15 protein-coding genes are annotated in these 15,663 nt (G+C 39.1%); 9 read left to right on the top strand and 6 right to left on the bottom strand.

What is annotated here, in order from left to right:
- Positions 1-4 precede the first annotated feature (4 nt).
- Complete coding sequence (locus I6F65_RS12390) at positions 5-1,255, top strand: multifunctional CCA addition/repair protein (protein ID WP_166112268.1); 1,251 nt, start codon at positions 5-7, stop codon at positions 1,253-1,255.
- 5 nt (positions 1,256-1,260) lie between these two features.
- Here I6F65_RS12390 and I6F65_RS12385 read toward each other — a convergent pair whose 3' ends face one another.
- The 3 genes from I6F65_RS12385 to pdsR form a co-directional block, all read right to left on the bottom strand.
- On the bottom strand, positions 1,261-1,425 hold the full coding sequence (locus I6F65_RS12385) for a hypothetical protein (protein WP_166112271.1): 165 nt from the start codon (positions 1,423-1,425) through the stop codon (positions 1,261-1,263).
- A 273-nt stretch (positions 1,426-1,698) separates the two neighbouring features.
- A complete protein-coding gene (pdsS, locus tag I6F65_RS12380) occupies positions 1,699-3,837 on the bottom strand; it encodes a proteobacterial dedicated sortase system histidine kinase (protein WP_197113135.1) in 2,139 nt (712 codons plus the stop codon).
- Positions 3,837-4,526, bottom strand: coding sequence for a proteobacterial dedicated sortase system response regulator (pdsR, locus tag I6F65_RS12375; RefSeq protein WP_024611695.1), 690 nt, complete (start codon positions 4,524-4,526; stop codon positions 3,837-3,839). Before pdsR ends, pdsS begins: the two co-directional genes overlap by 1 nt.
- 205 nt (positions 4,527-4,731) lie before the next feature.
- Between pdsR and pdsO the strand changes: the two genes are divergently transcribed.
- The 3 genes from pdsO to I6F65_RS12360 are packed head-to-tail and all read left to right on the top strand — an operon-like array spanning position 4,732 to position 8,126.
- Positions 4,732-5,466 carry a sortase-associated OmpA-like protein PdsO gene (gene pdsO / locus I6F65_RS12370; protein ID WP_197113094.1) on the top strand — a complete coding sequence of 245 codons (735 nt, stop codon included), beginning with the start codon at positions 4,732-4,734 and terminating at the stop codon, positions 5,464-5,466.
- A gap of 31 nt (positions 5,467-5,497) precedes the next feature.
- The gene (locus tag I6F65_RS12365) at positions 5,498-7,507 is read left to right on the top strand and encodes a marine proteobacterial sortase target protein (protein ID WP_197113133.1); all 2,010 of its coding nucleotides are present in this window, start codon (positions 5,498-5,500) and stop codon (positions 7,505-7,507) included.
- A 13-nt stretch (positions 7,508-7,520) separates the two neighbouring features.
- A complete protein-coding gene (locus I6F65_RS12360) occupies positions 7,521-8,126 on the top strand; it encodes a class GN sortase (protein ID WP_166112280.1) in 606 nt (201 codons plus the stop codon).
- Here the strand turns inward: I6F65_RS12360 and I6F65_RS12355 are convergent.
- Positions 8,021-8,980 (bottom strand): DMT family transporter, encoded by a 960-nt coding sequence (locus tag I6F65_RS12355; protein WP_197113131.1) that lies wholly within the window; start codon positions 8,978-8,980, stop codon positions 8,021-8,023. The two genes, I6F65_RS12360 and I6F65_RS12355, sit on opposite strands and share 106 nt — an antisense overlap.
- Before the next feature lie 118 nt (positions 8,981-9,098).
- On the opposite strand from I6F65_RS12355, the gene proB reads away from it, so the two are divergent.
- From proB to I6F65_RS12330, 5 genes are all read left to right on the top strand, one after another.
- Entirely contained in the window at positions 9,099-10,202 is a 1,104-nt protein-coding gene (proB, locus tag I6F65_RS12350; RefSeq protein WP_197113092.1) for a glutamate 5-kinase, read from the top strand.
- 102 nt (positions 10,203-10,304) lie between these two features.
- Complete coding sequence (locus I6F65_RS12345) at positions 10,305-11,270, top strand: GGDEF domain-containing protein (protein WP_197113090.1); 966 nt, start codon at positions 10,305-10,307, stop codon at positions 11,268-11,270.
- A 66-nt stretch (positions 11,271-11,336) separates the two neighbouring features.
- Complete coding sequence (locus I6F65_RS12340; protein ID WP_197113089.1) at positions 11,337-11,696, top strand: glutaredoxin domain-containing protein; 360 nt, start codon at positions 11,337-11,339, stop codon at positions 11,694-11,696.
- Between the two features lie 39 nt (positions 11,697-11,735).
- A complete protein-coding gene (gene gltX, locus I6F65_RS12335; protein WP_197113088.1) occupies positions 11,736-13,220 on the top strand; it encodes a glutamate--tRNA ligase in 1,485 nt (494 codons plus the stop codon).
- Between the two features lie 172 nt (positions 13,221-13,392).
- A complete protein-coding gene (locus tag I6F65_RS12330) occupies positions 13,393-13,692 on the top strand; it encodes a hypothetical protein (protein WP_024611687.1) in 300 nt (99 codons plus the stop codon).
- Between the two features lie 13 nt (positions 13,693-13,705).
- On the opposite strand, the gene I6F65_RS12325 is transcribed toward I6F65_RS12330, so the two are convergent.
- Positions 13,706-14,101: a hypothetical protein gene (locus I6F65_RS12325; RefSeq protein WP_024611686.1), complete on the bottom strand. Its 396-nt coding sequence runs from the start codon at positions 14,099-14,101 to the stop codon at positions 13,706-13,708.
- Positions 14,102-14,204: 103 nt separating this feature from the next.
- Entirely contained in the window at positions 14,205-15,005 is an 801-nt protein-coding gene (locus I6F65_RS12320; RefSeq protein ID WP_231613170.1) for a CPBP family intramembrane glutamic endopeptidase, read from the bottom strand.
- Positions 15,006-15,663 lie beyond the last annotated feature (658 nt).

Here is a 15,663-nt window from a genome sequence, read left to right as displayed (position 1 = left end):
TAAAGTGAAAAGTAACTTAAAACAGGTTTACCTAGTTGGTGGTGCTGTGCGCGACAAACTACTAAATATAAAATCAAAAGATAACGATTATGTCGTGATTGGTGAAACGCCAGACACAATGCAATCGCTCGGTTTTGTACCAATAGGTAGCGACTTTCCTGTTTACCTACACCCAAAAACAAAAGAAGAATACGCACTAGGACGTACAGAGCGAAAAAGTGGCAAAGGTTATACCGGCTTTGTGGTTGATGCCAGCTCAACGGTAACGCTAGAAGAGGACTTAGCTAGGCGTGATTTAACCATAAACTCAATGGCGCTTGACGAAAATAATAATATTATTGACCCCTTTAATGGCCAAGCAGATTTACAAAGCAAAACACTGCGCCATACCACAGAAGCATTTGTAGAAGACCCTGTTCGGGTACTGCGTATTGCCCGTTTTTTAGCGCGCTATGGCCGTGATTGGAGTATTCACCCGAGTACATACGCATTAATGCGTGAGCTTAAAAATAAAGGTGAGCTAAATCATTTAGTACCTGAGCGTGTGTGGCTTGAAACCGAAAAAGCACTTAGCGAAAAACACCCTGAGCTTTATTTTGAAGCACTACAAGGCTTAGGTATTTTTCCAGAACTTGAGCGTATGGTTGATGTACCACAACCAGCAGCGCATCATCCCGAGGGTGACGTGTTTGTACATACCATGCTAGTACTTAGACGAGCCGCAGATTTAAGTTTTAATTTAGAAACGCGCTTTGCTGCGCTTACCCATGACTTTGGTAAAGCACTTAGTTATAAAATACGCGGAAATTTACGTGGGCATGAACGCGAAGGCGTTGCAGTAGTTGAGGCGTTTTGTGAGCGCTTAAAAGTGCCTAACCGTTTTCGTGATATTGGTGTGCTCACCAGTGATAACCATACGCTTTGCCATACGGTCGATCAGTTAAGAGCGCAAACAATTCATAAGTTAATTATCACTAATCTAAATGCTTTGGTGCACCCAGAGCGTTTTATAGCGTTTACTCAAGCTTGCCAGTGTGATGCGCAAGGGCGAGGTGAAACACTTGTTGATAAGCCATACCCGCAAGCAGCTAAACTGCGAGAAATTCATATTGAACTACAAAAAATGGACAAAAAGCAGATAGTACAAAATGCACTTAAAAGCGGTAAAAAAGGTCCAGAAATAGGCGAAGAAGTAAGGCTTGCAGAAATTAACTGCATTAAAGCATTTTTAGAACGAGAGAAGTCTCAATCGTAATAAAGTTAAACTAAGTAGTGCGATATGCCTTGGTTTTTGCTCGCGTCGTGCTTTCTTAGTTCTTTGTAGTTAATACTTTTTGGTTTTATGTTCTCAGACACAGGCTTTTTAGAGGGCCTATATAAATCAAAAATAAAATCTAATTCTTCACGCTCGAGTGGTGACTTCATGGTTATTCCTCAAATGTAATACTTTAATATGATTAGGGTATGGTCATTTGACTGAATAAAAAGTGAATAGTTACATTTGAACTTGCACTAAATTGTAATCGGCAGGTTTTACGGGGTGAGTAGAATTTAAGTGTTAATACGTATGTAGTTAAAGTTAATTTTAATGGCTGAATTTAACAAAGAAGATACAGCTTTATTTGGTTTATTATGTAAAACACTATTTCACTACAGCGTTGTCGTTATAAATAGCATGGTTGTAGATACGACCTTAGCTTAACTATTAACTAACGGCAGCGTTACTGTAAACACTACACCATCGCCTTGTTCGTTATTTTGCGCTGTTACGCTCCCTTTATGGTAATCGCACACCAACCTTACAATATAAAGCCCTAACCCTAAATGTGGCTGCTGCTGCATTTGCTGACTACGTACCGACACCATAGAATCAAAAATATGTTCAGTTAATCCTTCAGGTAAAGCGGGACCAGTATTACTCACTGTTAATATTGCCTTATTTTCAATATGTTTAAGGCTCGCATTAATAGCAATATTGGTTTCACTAAACTCCAGCGCGTTGTTAATCAGTTTATCAAGTAGCTGGGCTATAAATTCTGGTGCGCCTTGCATAGGCAATTTTTCTTGGTATAAATCAAGCGTAAATAACTGGTTTGGATAAGTAAGTTGGTAGCCCTGCATACAGCCATTTATTACTTTTTGTAAATCAAATGGCTCGGGTTCATTGCTTTGAATACTTTGCTCAAGGCGGGTTGCTTCGCTCATGGTGGTTATAATTTTACCTAAGCGTTCTACGCCTTCACTGGCGCGATCGAGGTATTTTTGACTTAGCTCATTTTGTGGCAAACTTTGTAAGTTTTCAAGTGATGAGCGTACTACCGCAACAGGCGTGCGCAGTTCATGCGATAAGCGCGACGACATATTTTCTAAGTAATCGGTATAGCCACCAAGTCGGCTCACAATGTTTGAAAAACTACGCGATAGGTCGCCAATTTCATCGTTTGCGTCACTGTAATTAATACTGCCGGTAACACGCCCTTGTGCATCAATTGCTTGCTCAGCTGTATCGCGTAGTCGTCTAATACGGCTCGATATACGCGAGGCAAAAAAGAACAAGGTAACAGTGCCAATTAGCATAACGGCTAAAATAACGTTAAAGAGTTTTTCGAGCGATTTGTTACGCAGTGTTCGTACGCCGTTTGTGGTTTCCTCTGCTATTACCGCGCCAATTACTTGGTCTTGAATCCAAATAGGGTAAGCTGCCGATAAAATAACGGCTTTGCTGTCGGGGGTTAAGCGCCAAGACGATGCAGGTTGACCTTTTAATGCTTTAGCTAAGTGCGTGCCCTGCATAGAAGCTACATCGTGCAGGGTGTCTAAAAATTCATTTTCGGGACGCGTTAAAATTTTATAATACAATGGGTGCAAATAAGTTTGTTCAAAGCGTTGCCATGTGGTTTCTGGTGGCTGATTTTTGAGACCGTCAGCCCATACGCCATCTGCATTTTGAATAGTACCCGACTGCGCAAGTACACGATGATGGTTATCGACTACCCAAATACGGCTACCACTGTGCCCCATACCTTTTAAAATACGACTAATCTCTGGAGAGGGAACTAATACAGAGCCTAAATCGTTTGGGTTATTTAAGTTTGAGGTCGACATTATTTTTGGTTCTAACAAGGCATCTTTATTATCTACATCAACAATAGCAAAGCCAAGTTTGTTGCCCAACATGCTAATGGGAAAACGCAGCTCTACGTTATAACCTGTATTGGTACTTTCAAAATAGCCCTGAATTTTTGTAAAAGGTGCTTTGGTATTTGCATTAAACGCATTGACCCAGCCATCTTGGCGCGGTGCAATTATGTAGGTGTTAAATTGACCGTCTGGATTTTTTAAACCAATTTGTAAATAATCGTTATTGGTAATACTTAAGCTGTTTTTAGCGCGATAAATAAGTGTGTTATCAGTTACTTTAAATACGGCGTATAAATAATTATCAAACTTGCCAACCATATGATCAAACGATAAATCACTGGCTTGATGTTTACTGTCTGTTTTTTGCAAGTAGCGCTTATCGTAATGCCAAAACAGCGGTTGGTAGCTTTCCCAATCGGTGAGTTTACCATCTAGCTGAATAGGGTTTTTAAGGTTATAAGCGTATAAATCACGGCCTTTTACTACTTGATCTAAAAAATTAGTTTGTTCGTCAAATAACGCAGGGCGTTCGTGCAATGCGGTCGCAAGTGCGCGAGTAGTACCTACGAGGGTTTTTTCTTGGCCTTGGCGTAAAAACTTTTCCATTTCCCATACGTACTCGTAGCCAAGCCACGGCAGCAAAAACAAAAAACATGAAAGTAATATAAATTTACTGCGTAGACCAAATCGTAGCATTAGTGTTGTTCCCACCGGTAGCCCATACCATACACAGTATCTATGCAATCAAAGGTGCTATCGAGTGCTATAAACTTTTTGCGGATACGTTTTACGTGTGAAGTAATGGTGCTGTCGTCTACATAAATTTTTGCATCGCTCATTAACTCATTACGGCTTTTAACATGCCCAGGACGTTGCGCGAGTGAATGCAGCATCCAAAATTCGGTTACGGTTAAATCAACTAATTGTTGTTGCCAAAATACCTGCATACGTTGTGTGTCGAGCGTTAATTGCCCGCGTGTTATGAGTGCGTTTGCATCAGCAGGTTGCTCAAGTGCTTCCATCCGGCGAAATAGTGCACCAATACGCGCAGCTAAATGAGCCAAGCTTATGTCTTTTGTTAGGTAGTCGTCGGCGCCCATGCGCAGGCCGCATACGGTATCTATTTCACTATCGCGTGCGGTTAAAAAAATAATAGGCAGTGTTTTAGAAAGTGAACGCAGTGTTTGGCACAGTAAAAAGCCGCCATCTATTTCATGACCCAAGCCAATATCAACAATGGCTAAATCGGGCAGGGCATTTTTAAATTCAGCTTCTGCGCTGGCGCGATTTTCAAAGCCACTAACTTGGTAGCCTTGTGCGCTAAGCATTTCTATGTAGTTTTCGCGAATTGCAGGTTCATCTTCAATGATGGCTATTTTTTTCATTTTAATCATTAGCTACTCTACTGTGCTGTGCACTATAACGAAGTTTTTAAGCTAAGTAAGGTTAAAAAGGCAATTGCCTTTTTTTTGCCACAATTGCTCAGCAGTTTGCCATTTTTTCTCCCCTTTGTTGCCACTTGAGATTGTTTTAATGCAAGCATCAAAACAAAACATCATAAAAGTAAAAAACAATTTTAAGGATCAAACTATGAAAAAAACATTAATAGCACTCACTCTTATTGCTAGTTTTTGTACTGAAGCATTTGCCTCAGCAGCTACCCATACGCCACCAAAAGAAGGACACAAAGAAACAGCTATAGGCTTAGGTACTGGCGCTATTATTGGCGGTGTAGTAGGTGGACCTATTGGTGCTTTTGTTGGTGCATTTGCGGGTGGTTTAATAGGGGAGTCTAAAGTAGCCGACGATAAAATTGCAGAGCAAGAACGCGCAATTACGGTCATGAAAGAAAAAACCAATGATTACCAACACGTACTTAATCATAACAACATGCTAGAGCAACAGGTAGAAGTACTTGCCAATCAAAATGAGCAATTAACTCAAGCTCAAATTAATAACTTATTAGCAATGACAGTGCAGTTCAAAACAGGCTCAAGTGTTATTGCTTCGCATTTTGCGCTTCAGCTAGATCAACTTGTCGCCCTTTTGAATAACCAACCACAGCTTGCGCTTGATTTAAGTGGCTTTGCCGATCAACGCGGCGACGAGCAAGCTAATCTTTTACTTTCTAAAGCGCGTGTAGATGCCGTGCAAAGCTACTTAATAAAACATGGTGTAAGCCATAAACGATTAAGCACGCAAGCATTTGGCGAGCAACAAACATTGGCAAGTAGCAACACAGTAGAAGATAACTTTTTTGATAGACGTGTGACCCTTACCACTCGCTCAATAAATTCTGTAAATGGGCAAACTGCAAGTAACTAATTTAAGCGTTCGATGGAGTGATTTTATGTTGATATTGAGTAGACCAACCAAAGTGCTTACCCTTAAATGGGTAAGCCTTTTTATACTAAGTATATCTGTGATGTTAGTGAGCTTTAAAAGCCATGCACAATCGCCTAAATTAGAACTTTTTGATAGTCAGGGCTTGCAAGTAAGCTCTGCAATAATTTTAAAAAGCGACGCTAATATGACCTTAACAGGTCTCATTAACCATGTTGTAGTAACGCAGACCTATCAAAACGAAAATCCGTTTGCAGTAAATGCTCGCTATGTATTTCCATTGCCCGATGAAAGCGCAGTACATGCGATGACGATGCGCATAGGGGATCGAGTAATTAAAGGCGAAATTGATAAAAAAGATGAGGCAGAAAAAAAATACACTGAGGCTAAAAAAGCAGGTAAGCAAGCGGCTTTAGTTCGCCAACAACGTGCGAATATGTTTATTACTAACGTGGCTAATATTGGCCCCGGTGAGCAAGTAATTATTGAACTTGAGTACCAAGAAATAATTGATTACAGCAGCGGTACATTTGCTATTCGGTTCCCAACTACAATTACTCCTCGTTACCATGTAATAAATGGTGAAGTTGAGCAAAATAACACAAATAAAACATCGAATAATCCTGTGCCAAATGGCTGGTTAAGCCCTGTATATAGCACCCAAGAAAGTAATAAAAATGATGATAATGTACCAAGCAGCCAATTTAGTTTAAGCATTGATATAGATGTAGGCTTGGAGTTGGTAGATATAAACTCTAAGTTTCATAATGTTGATGTGCAAAATCCCGCATTTGGGCAATATAAAATAGCCTTAAATGAAGCAAATGCAGTTAACCGAGATTTTTTACTTGAGTTTAAACCACTGCAAAAAGATCAAGCTCAGGCCGCTTTTTTTACTGAGCAGTTTGAGAACGGGGATCGTTACGGGCTTGCTATGTTAATGCCACCAGGGGATCAATTTGTACAAACGCAGCGCTTACCTCGCGAAATGGTTTTTGTAGTTGATACATCAGGCTCAATGCATGGGCAATCTATAGAGCAAGCTAAAAAAGCATTATTTTATGCGCTGTCACTACTTGATAGCGACGACAGCTTTAACATTATTGGTTTTGATAGTGTAGTTAACCCAATGAGTGATAAGCCGCTTATTGCTAGCGACTTTAATTTACGCCGAGCAGAGCGATTTATTTATAGCTTAAGGGCTGATGGTGGCACCGAAATACAAAGCGCATTAGATACCGTACTTGATGCAAGCCAGTTTGATGGTTTTGTGCGCCAAGTTGTATTTTTAACCGACGGTAGTGTCAGTAACGAAGATACACTGTTTAAAAATATACAAAATAAGCTAGGTGATAGCCGCCTATTTACGGTGGGTATTGGCAGTGCACCTAATAGCTTTTTTATGCGACGAGCCGCCGATGTTGGCAAGGGCACGTTCACATTTATAGGCAGCATAAGCGAAGTGCAGCCTAAAATGCAGCAGTTGTTTGATAAGCTCGCTCATCCGGCAGTGACTAACTTAGCCTTAAACGATGAAAATGGTAATGCATTAGATTTTTGGCCATCACCATTACCCGATTTATATTTTGGAGAACCCATTATGGCGGCGATAAAGCTCAATAACGTAAAAAATGTGGTACTTACTGGGCAAACTTCACAAGGTCCTTTCAGTATTAAAATTCGTACACAAAATAGCTCTGATGCAAAAGGAATAGCCAAGCTGTGGGCTCGTGAAAAAATAAAGTCGCTGCTTTTATATAACGAGCAAAATACAGTTAAAGATGAAGTACAAAAACTTGCGCTAGCTCATCAATTACTCAGTCCGTTTACTGCTTTTATAGCAATTGAGAAAACACAAACAAAAGAAGTGGCAAAGCAAAGCGTACAAGCAACTAACGCATTACCACAAGGTATGGCAATGCGTTTACCACAAACCGATGGGCAAAGTAGACTACATATTTTACTAGGCTGTATTTTATTATTAGGGTTTGGCGCTCTTAAATTTAAGCAAAGAGCTAAATAAAAAGAGGCTTAAAATGAAAAAGTGGCTAAGTGCAGGTTTACTAATATTAGGGTTAGGATTATTTGGACACGGCGCTTATATGCAAGCTAAAGCGTGGCTTGCTCAAGTATTAATTGAGCAAGCGTGGCAAGAGGCACTTAATGACCCTAATGCACAAGTAAAACCATGGTTTTATGCCGATACCTACGTTACAGCGCAGCTTAATTGGCCAAGCCATAATAAAACATTGAGTGTGCTTGCTGGAGCGAGTGGTCGTAACTTAGCGTTTGCACCTAGCCAGTTTTTACCCGCAGGAGCGTTGGGTGGCAAAGAGTTTGGTAATAAAAAAGGCGCGCTAATAGCAGGGCATAACGACACCCACTTTGCATTTTTACAAAACGCTAAAGTGGGTGAGCAGTTTACTTTACAATTGCAAAGTGGCGTGGTGCAAAATTATAAAGTAACGGGGGTTGAGGTTATCCATCAATCTCAACACGACTTTTTACAAACACCAGGGCTTTATTTGCTTACCTGTTACCCTTTTGATTCGCTTGCCTCTGGTACTGACTTGAGGTTACTTGTATCTGCGCAATTATCTTCGCCAGATTCATTAAGTGGGATATCGATTACGAGCTCTTGATGACGCTGACTTACCATTACACCAATAAACACCACAAATATGCTCAACCATTGCCAAACGTTGAGCACTTCGCCCAAAATAATAGCGGACAAAATAAGCGTAAAAATAGGAATTAAATTAGAATATGCAGCTGCGGTTAATACCGACACCTTACTAATGGCGTAGTTATACATGCCATAACCACCTAGAGTTACACACGATCCTAAGTACAAAATGCTCATAAGTGCGGTTAAGTCGTGTTGATTTTCGCTTGGTAGTTCGATAAAAAATAAAAATGGCGCAAAAAACAAACTACCGCTAATACCTTGCAAAGCAATTAAAGTAAGAGGCGAGTAGCGATTAGCCAAATGCTTAATACTTACGGTATAAAATGCAGCGCACACCATAGCCATAAGCTCCAAAAAGTTACCCAGTAACGGATTAGGTGCTTGGTCAGAACTTGGTGAAAGAAGAGTTAGTAAAATACTGCCGCCAATACACAACGTAAAACCGACCACAATGGATTTACTTATGTATTCTTTAAGTAATAAAAAGGCAAGTAGCGCAATAATAATAGGTAAGCACGACACAATAACCCCAGCCTGCGAGGCCGATGTGTATTCCATTGCATGTCCTTCAAATAAAAAGTACAAGCAAGGTTCAGCAAGCGACATACCCACTAAATACTTCCAGTCACCTTTTAGATACTCAAACCGAATAACGTAACGCCACAAACAAAGCGACAAAAATAACGTGGTGAGCATGCGTAAAAATATCACCAATGCAGGGTCGTAAATGGCAATGGCATATTTGAGCGCAATAAAAGAGCTGCCCCATAAAAAAGTGGCAATAATTAAACATAAACTGGCAGGCATAGAGAGTAATTTACATAATTTAATAAAATCAGATCCTAGCATGAATATTTTTAACTTGTTCAAAAATACCGAGCTGGTATAAATTAATTTATCTTTAATTAATCATTAGTAAAAGCACATGCAAAGTGAACAGGTAATAGTTGTAAAGCTTGGTACAAGCGTACTCACTGGCGGCACTGATAAGCTAGATAAAGCACATATGGTTGAACTAGTACGCCAATGTTGCGAGCTTAAAAAACAAGGTCATCACGTTATTTTAGTCTCGAGCGGTGCAGTTGCCGCTGGGCGCGAACAACTATTAAAACCCTGTGGCAGAAGCTTGATTGATAAACAAATGCTTGCTGCAATTGGACAAGGTCAACTTATTCATATTTGGCAGAGCCTATTTGCTTTATACGGTGTAAACGTAGGGCAAATGCTACTTACTCGCGCCGATGTAGACGACAGAGAGCGCTACTTAAATGCCCGCGATACACTCACTGCATTATTAAACTACGACGTTGTGCCAATCATAAATGAAAATGATGCAGTAGCCACGAGTGAAATAAAAGTGGGCGATAACGATAATTTATCGGCGCTTGTTGCTATTTTGGCTAATGCAAACAAATTACTATTACTTACCGATCAAGAAGGGTTATTTACCAGCGATCCGCGCACAAACGCCGATGCTACTCTCATTGGTGAAGTAACACATATAAACGATGAGTTACGCCAACTTGCTGGTGGCAGTGGCACAAATTTAGGCACCGGCGGTATGGCAACAAAACTGCAAGCAGCCGACATTGCAAGGCGTGCAGGCGTTGAAGTTATTATTGCTAAAGGCGCAGGCAAAAACGTTATTTTAAAATGCATGAGTGACGAGTTACCTGGCACTCGTTTTTTAAAACTCACCGCTCCAAAAGATGGTCGAAAAAAATGGTTACTAGCAGGACCTAAAAGCACAGGGCAGATCACTATAGATGCTGGCGCTATTACAGCGCTGCAAAATAAAGGCGCAAGCTTACTCGCTAAAGGCGTTACTAATGCATTTGGAAGTTTTGAACGAGGCGATTTAATTGATTTAATAGACACTAAAAATCAAATAATTGCACGAGGCTTAACGCGTTTTAGCAGTGTTGAAGTAAATAAAATAAAAGGGGCGCATTCAAATCAAATTGGTGAGTTACTTGATTACGATAGCGGTGCAGAAGTGTTGCATCGAGATGACCTAGTACTGCTTTAAAACCTTATTCAAAAGGATTAGCTAATAAGTATTGCCTCATTATTTAGTAAAATCATGGATATTGTCTAAACTGATTGCAGTTAAATCAGTTTAGGCAATGTAATGGAAGCAAATAAATGTGGTCACGAATGGATTATTTCGCTTACACAGCAAGAGGAAGAAAGTGATTTAGATAGTGCGTTAGTTCAGGTGAGTAGTGATTTACTCAAAGTAGATAATTTTTCTATTTATATTAACAAACATTTTTCTGCATTGGTGCCACCTACATTAATTAACCCTAAGAATGATTTAGATAATATTAGCTCAACTCAAGCTCAACATTTATTAAGTAAAGCGACCCCAAATAAAGTAAGAGTTACCCATGCATATGGACGTACAACTAGCCATGTACCTGTTTATCATTTAGATGATGTTATTGGTGTTTTAATTATAGAAACCGAGCAAGCGTTAAAAGAGCAAACTTGCATGATGGCTTTACATATTTTAAATATTTATGCTAATCAATTGTGGTTATTACATAAATCGCGCTTAGACCCTCTAACGGAGCTATTAAACCGCCAAACATTTGATAAAAAAGTAATGGAGATAGTATCGGGTAATGGCTTTTTACTTCCCAGAGAAGATGCTAGTAAAAAGCGAGGTTGGTATTTAGCTATTGTAGATATAGATTTATTTAAAAATGTAAACGATAATTTTGGTCATGTAGTGGGTGACAAAGTGATTTCTCAAGTTGCTAAATTATTAAGAAAGAGTTTTAGAGTTGAAGATTATGTATTTAGATATGGCGGTGAGGAATTTGCCATATTGTTTCAAGCTAAAACCCATGTTGATGCTTACAACGCATTAAATAGACTTAGAACTAATATTGCTAAGTATTCCTTTGTACATATTGAAAGGTTAACAATAAGTATTGGTTTTTTAGAGTTACAACGTTTTGATACGGTATCGCGTATTGTTAATCAGGCCGATTTAGCGCTTTATCACTCTAAAAAAACAGGTCGAAATAAGGTAACCGCATGCAGTGAGCTAGAACTTTATGAAGAAGAGCTAGTAACTCAATCGTATTGAGCTTTTTTGATTGTAAATTTGTGCTAAAATCTGGCTCCTTAAATTGTTGTAAGCAGAGCACAAAACATGAAATTAGTTCGTTGGTTTTTAGGTTGTATAATCCTGTTTTTTAATTTTGTATTTACTCCTCGCAGTAAAAAGCGTGCAAGCGACGTGCAAGCGCAGCTTGATCAGCAAACCTCACAATTTAAACTATACCAATTCAAAGCATGCCCGTTTTGTGTAAAAGTACGCCGCGCCATTAAGCGCGAAGGCTTAAACATAGAAACACGCGATGCAAAAGACAATGAGCAATATCGTCAAGAGCTACTAGAGCAAGGCGGCAAAGTTAAAGTACCTTGCTTACGCATAGAGCAAAATGGCCAAGTAGAATGGCTGTACGAATCAAACGATATTATTGCTTACTTAAACAAAGTAGCTGCATAAACCACTTTTACTATCTCACTTATTTAAAGAGAACATACCATGACAATTCGCACCCGTGTTGCCCCGTCGCCAACTGGTGACCCGCATCTTGGCACCGCTTATATCGCCTTATTTAATTACTGTTTTGCTAAACAACAAGGCGGTGAATTTGTACTTCGTATTGAAGATACTGACCAAGTGCGCAGCACGTCAGAATCAGAACAAGCTATTATGGATAGCTTACGCTGGTTAGGGCTTGAGTGGGATCATGGTCCTGATATTGGTGGCGAGTTTGGTCCATACCGCCAATCTGAGCGTAGCGATTTATACAAAAAATACGCGCATCAGTTAGTTGACGACGGCAAAGCGTTTTACTGCTTTGCAACAAGCGAAGAGCTTGACCAAATGCGTGAAGAGCAAATGGCAGAAGGCTTGCGCCCTAAATACGACGGTCGTGGTTTAAACCATACAGATGAAGAAATTAAAGCAAACTTAGCTGAAGGCAAACCTTACGTTATACGTATGAAAATCCCAAGCGAAGGCACATTTAAGTTTAACGACTACCTGCGCGACGAAATTGTAATCCCGTGGGAAAACGTAGACATGCAAGTGTTATTAAAAGCTGATGGTTTTCCAACGTACTTTTTAGCAAATGTAGTTGATGACCATCACATGGAAATCAGCCATATTTTCCGTGGTGAAGAGTGGATTAACTCAGCACCTAAGTTATTAAAACTGTATGAAGATTTTGGTTGGGAAGCACCGGTACTAGGTCACTTACCATTACTACGTAACCCAGATAAATCAAAGCTGTCTAAGCGTAAAAACCCAACGTCTATTAACTATTATAAAGAAATGGGTTACCTGCCAGAAGCCGTACTTAACTACTTAGGTCGCATGGGTTGGTCAATGCCAGATGAGCGTGAAAAATTCACACTGAATGAAATGATTGAAAACTTCGACATGAAGCGTGTATCGCTTGGTGGACCCGTGTTCGACGTAGATAAGCTAAGCTGGTTAAACGGTACATGGATCCGCGAAAACCTAACTGACGAGCAGCTAATACAGCGCTTTGTTGATTGGAAATTTAACGGCGAAATGCTCGCTAAAATATTACCAGAAGCTAAAACACGTATTAATACGTTATCAGACATGGTTGAGTTAGCAGGGCATTTTGTTGGTGGTATTCCAACTTACGACCCAGCGCTTTTAACTGCGGGCAAAGCAGACGAAAACGTGATTCGCCAAGCACTACAATTTTTTGTATGGCAGCTTGAAGGCTTACGTAGCTTTGAAAAACCAGCTATTTTTGCAATAGCAAAAGAAGTAGCAACATTCCACGAGCTTAAAATTAAAGACTTTTTAGAGCCGATATTTGTCGCAATTACAGGCAAAACATCAAGTACCTCAGTGCTTGATGCAATGGAGATTTTAGGCTCTGACCTATCACGTGCTCGTTTACGTGTTGCACTTGCTCATTTAGGTATTTCTAAAAAGCAGGCTAAAAATATAGAACGCGCGTACCGCGAATACCCAAGTGCATAATTACTAAAATGCGCTAAAAAAAGCCGAGCTTACTAAGCTCGGCTTTTTTGTATCTGATTGCTTATAAGAGCTAGTCTGATTGGCTATATGTCATGGTGTTTTAGTCTCGCTTAAAAACGAAGTAAGACCCAGCCCAATGATACAATAAGGCATATAAACAGTTGGAGGCAGTATGATTGCAACCGTTAAAAACAAAGCCATTTTTAGTAGTAATACATTTTCGATAAACCTTGTTACTTACCCAACAAATCACAGTGTAATGAACCATATTGATCCCGTGCAGCAAGGGCGTTATTACAAACTTAATTTTGTAGTAGAAAAACCTAAGGCGGGTGGAGTATTTAAATGCTCAAAATGCATTATTAACTTATTTAATCGCGTGTATTTATTCAGACCCGATAAGTACGAACACAGCGTATCTAAAATTGAGTCTGGAAAGCGCGTATTACTTAGCTTTGCGCTTAATATATAATTTGCACTTTTACTTATTGATAGTCGTAAGCTTGTCCGGTGCATAAAACAGATAAGTCGCAATACGATACAGACGTTTCGCTACAAGAGTTAATAGTAAATGCATTGCCGCCTCTGCGCATGGCATCTGCTTTGAGTAAATCGATAGCATTTGATTTAGAGCGATTATAGCTTACATTATTGTTGCCTCTACCGTCGCCATCACAGCTTTCACCTTCTATTCGCCCCAAAAGTGTCGCACCACTTTCGTGCGCTTCTTGGTCACTATAAAACTGCTGCAAATCTCTTTTTTTAACGTAGGTGCCAATTTCTTGAGATAGCACATCGTTATCTATATCGGTATGAAAAGTAATGCCTGAACAACCCGTTATTGTGGCGAGCACTGTTATTGCCATTATAAAACGCAGCATATTTATTAGTCCTTTAATTTATTATTTAAAATATAAATTACTATATAAATCAAGTGAGAACAATATTTGCTACTGCGTAAATTGTTAGCATTTGTAAATGTATTTAGGGTTTACTTAACATAGGGTAAGTAAACAAAAAGAAGTGACAAACATTAACTAACCAATGGCATAAAATAGCCCACTCTAAACGCTGCGTTTTATAAAAAATATAGCTATAGCCAAAACCAGCAACAATTGAAACTAATACATAATTAACTCCTCCCGAAAAATGTGCCAAAGCAAAAATACCAGCCGTAATTAAAGGAGCAAGTAACGATAAGCGTGCAGGTGTGATTATTTGGCTGAGTTTAGTTTGTAATAAGCCTCTAAATAAAGCTTCCTCGGCAACGCAGGTAAATAAAAGGTTTATAGCAATAAATGCCAACCAAAAGTCAGGAACTTTAGGATCAAAGCTTACAAGTCCGAGTATTAAAGCCGCCATAAGCGTAGCTAAAACGGTGCTGATTACTATAAAAATAGGCTGTTTTACTTTAATTTCAGTTTTTATTGCCGTTTTAGAATCTGTTTTTACTGGCGCTTTACTTTTAGGGTTTAAGTTCGAAAAAAAGTAAGCACAAAGAAATAACCCAGCCATAGCTTTATCAAAATTAGCATAAAGGGTAAAAGCAATCGCATCGCTGGTAATACGCTCATTTATAACAATAGGGAGATTGTTAAAACCAGGCACCCAATGAAGTGCCAATGCCAATGAGGTAATAACAAAAACAGTGCTTAATATAGCGCGTATTATTGCCCGCTTTGTATTTATCGCACAGTGATATAAAGCAACATAAAGCCCACTACTCAGCAGTGCATATAAATTTATATAACCTTCAGCATAAGCGCTTATAACACTCAAAACCATCAAGCAGTGCCAAAGGGGCTGTTGCATTATAAAAATATTGCGGCGAGAAAAAACGCATAATATTGACAATGCCAGAATATAAAAAGCCATTTATTTATCATTTTTTAGTGTTAAGCACTAAACAATAACGTGCAATTTTGTATTAATAAACCATTATATTTTCACTAATCGGTACTGTCATCGTTGGTGTGTGTTTATAGATTTAATGAACAGGCTTATTGTATTAAACAGACAGTAATGAGCGATAAGTAGCTAGTCAGTACTTTAGTATATGAAATTAAAATTTGATCTTGGTGAGCCTAAAAAAAACAACTGCCAAAGCAGTGCTTGTTATTAGTAACACAGTCTTGTGTTATCAATTTAGTTGGTTGCCTAGGTTAATAAATGCTGTGAATACAGACAGTAATTGTTGTTTTGTCCAATATTACTGATCTCCACCATTTTGGTGTATTTCTACAATTATAAAAAACGGCTCGATATTAACCATTTGTTTACATGAATTTATTTCGTGGCTAAAATAGATGCAACGTAATATATGGACATTTGTCGGTTTATAAAACGACAAATGTCGTATACAAAATTGTTGAACAAAGCCGCTACGCGGAGCTAGCAACCTCTAGCATAATTGCCACACTTGTCATTGGGACTTCCCCCTATT

This window comes from Pseudoalteromonas sp. SWXJZ94C (genome assembly GCF_015864385.1).
In the GTDB taxonomy this organism is placed as follows: Bacteria; Pseudomonadota; Gammaproteobacteria; order Enterobacterales; family Alteromonadaceae; genus Pseudoalteromonas.
This window is presented reverse-complemented; position numbering and strand designations above follow the sequence as displayed.

What these genes read in the sequence shown, in the direction of transcription:
- I6F65_RS12320 (WP_231613170.1), bottom strand. Translation starts at nt 15,005, where the DNA reads ATGGTTTTGAGTGTTATAAGCGCTTATGCTGAAGGTTATATAAATTTA.
- I6F65_RS12325 (WP_024611686.1), bottom strand. Translation starts at nt 14,101, where the DNA reads ATGCTGCGTTTTATAATGGCAATAACAGTGCTCGCCACAATAACGGGT.
- gltX (WP_197113088.1), top strand. Translation starts at nt 11,736, where the DNA reads ATGACAATTCGCACCCGTGTTGCCCCGTCGCCAACTGGTGACCCGCAT.
- pdsO (WP_197113094.1), top strand. Translation starts at nt 4,732, where the DNA reads ATGAAAAAAACATTAATAGCACTCACTCTTATTGCTAGTTTTTGTACT.
- pdsR (WP_024611695.1), bottom strand. Translation starts at nt 4,526, where the DNA reads ATGAAAAAAATAGCCATCATTGAAGATGAACCTGCAATTCGCGAAAAC.
- I6F65_RS12355 (WP_197113131.1), bottom strand. Translation starts at nt 8,980, where the DNA reads ATGCCTGCCAGTTTATGTTTAATTATTGCCACTTTTTTATGGGGCAGC.
- I6F65_RS12340 (WP_197113089.1), top strand. Translation starts at nt 11,337, where the DNA reads ATGAAATTAGTTCGTTGGTTTTTAGGTTGTATAATCCTGTTTTTTAAT.
- I6F65_RS12385 (WP_166112271.1), bottom strand. Translation starts at nt 1,425, where the DNA reads ATGAAGTCACCACTCGAGCGTGAAGAATTAGATTTTATTTTTGATTTA.
- I6F65_RS12345 (WP_197113090.1), top strand. Translation starts at nt 10,305, where the DNA reads ATGGAAGCAAATAAATGTGGTCACGAATGGATTATTTCGCTTACACAG.
- I6F65_RS12360 (WP_166112280.1), top strand. Translation starts at nt 7,521, where the DNA reads ATGAAAAAGTGGCTAAGTGCAGGTTTACTAATATTAGGGTTAGGATTA.
- pdsS (WP_197113135.1), bottom strand. Translation starts at nt 3,837, where the DNA reads ATGCTACGATTTGGTCTACGCAGTAAATTTATATTACTTTCATGTTTT.
- I6F65_RS12330 (WP_024611687.1), top strand. Translation starts at nt 13,393, where the DNA reads ATGATTGCAACCGTTAAAAACAAAGCCATTTTTAGTAGTAATACATTT.
- proB (WP_197113092.1), top strand. Translation starts at nt 9,099, where the DNA reads ATGCAAAGTGAACAGGTAATAGTTGTAAAGCTTGGTACAAGCGTACTC.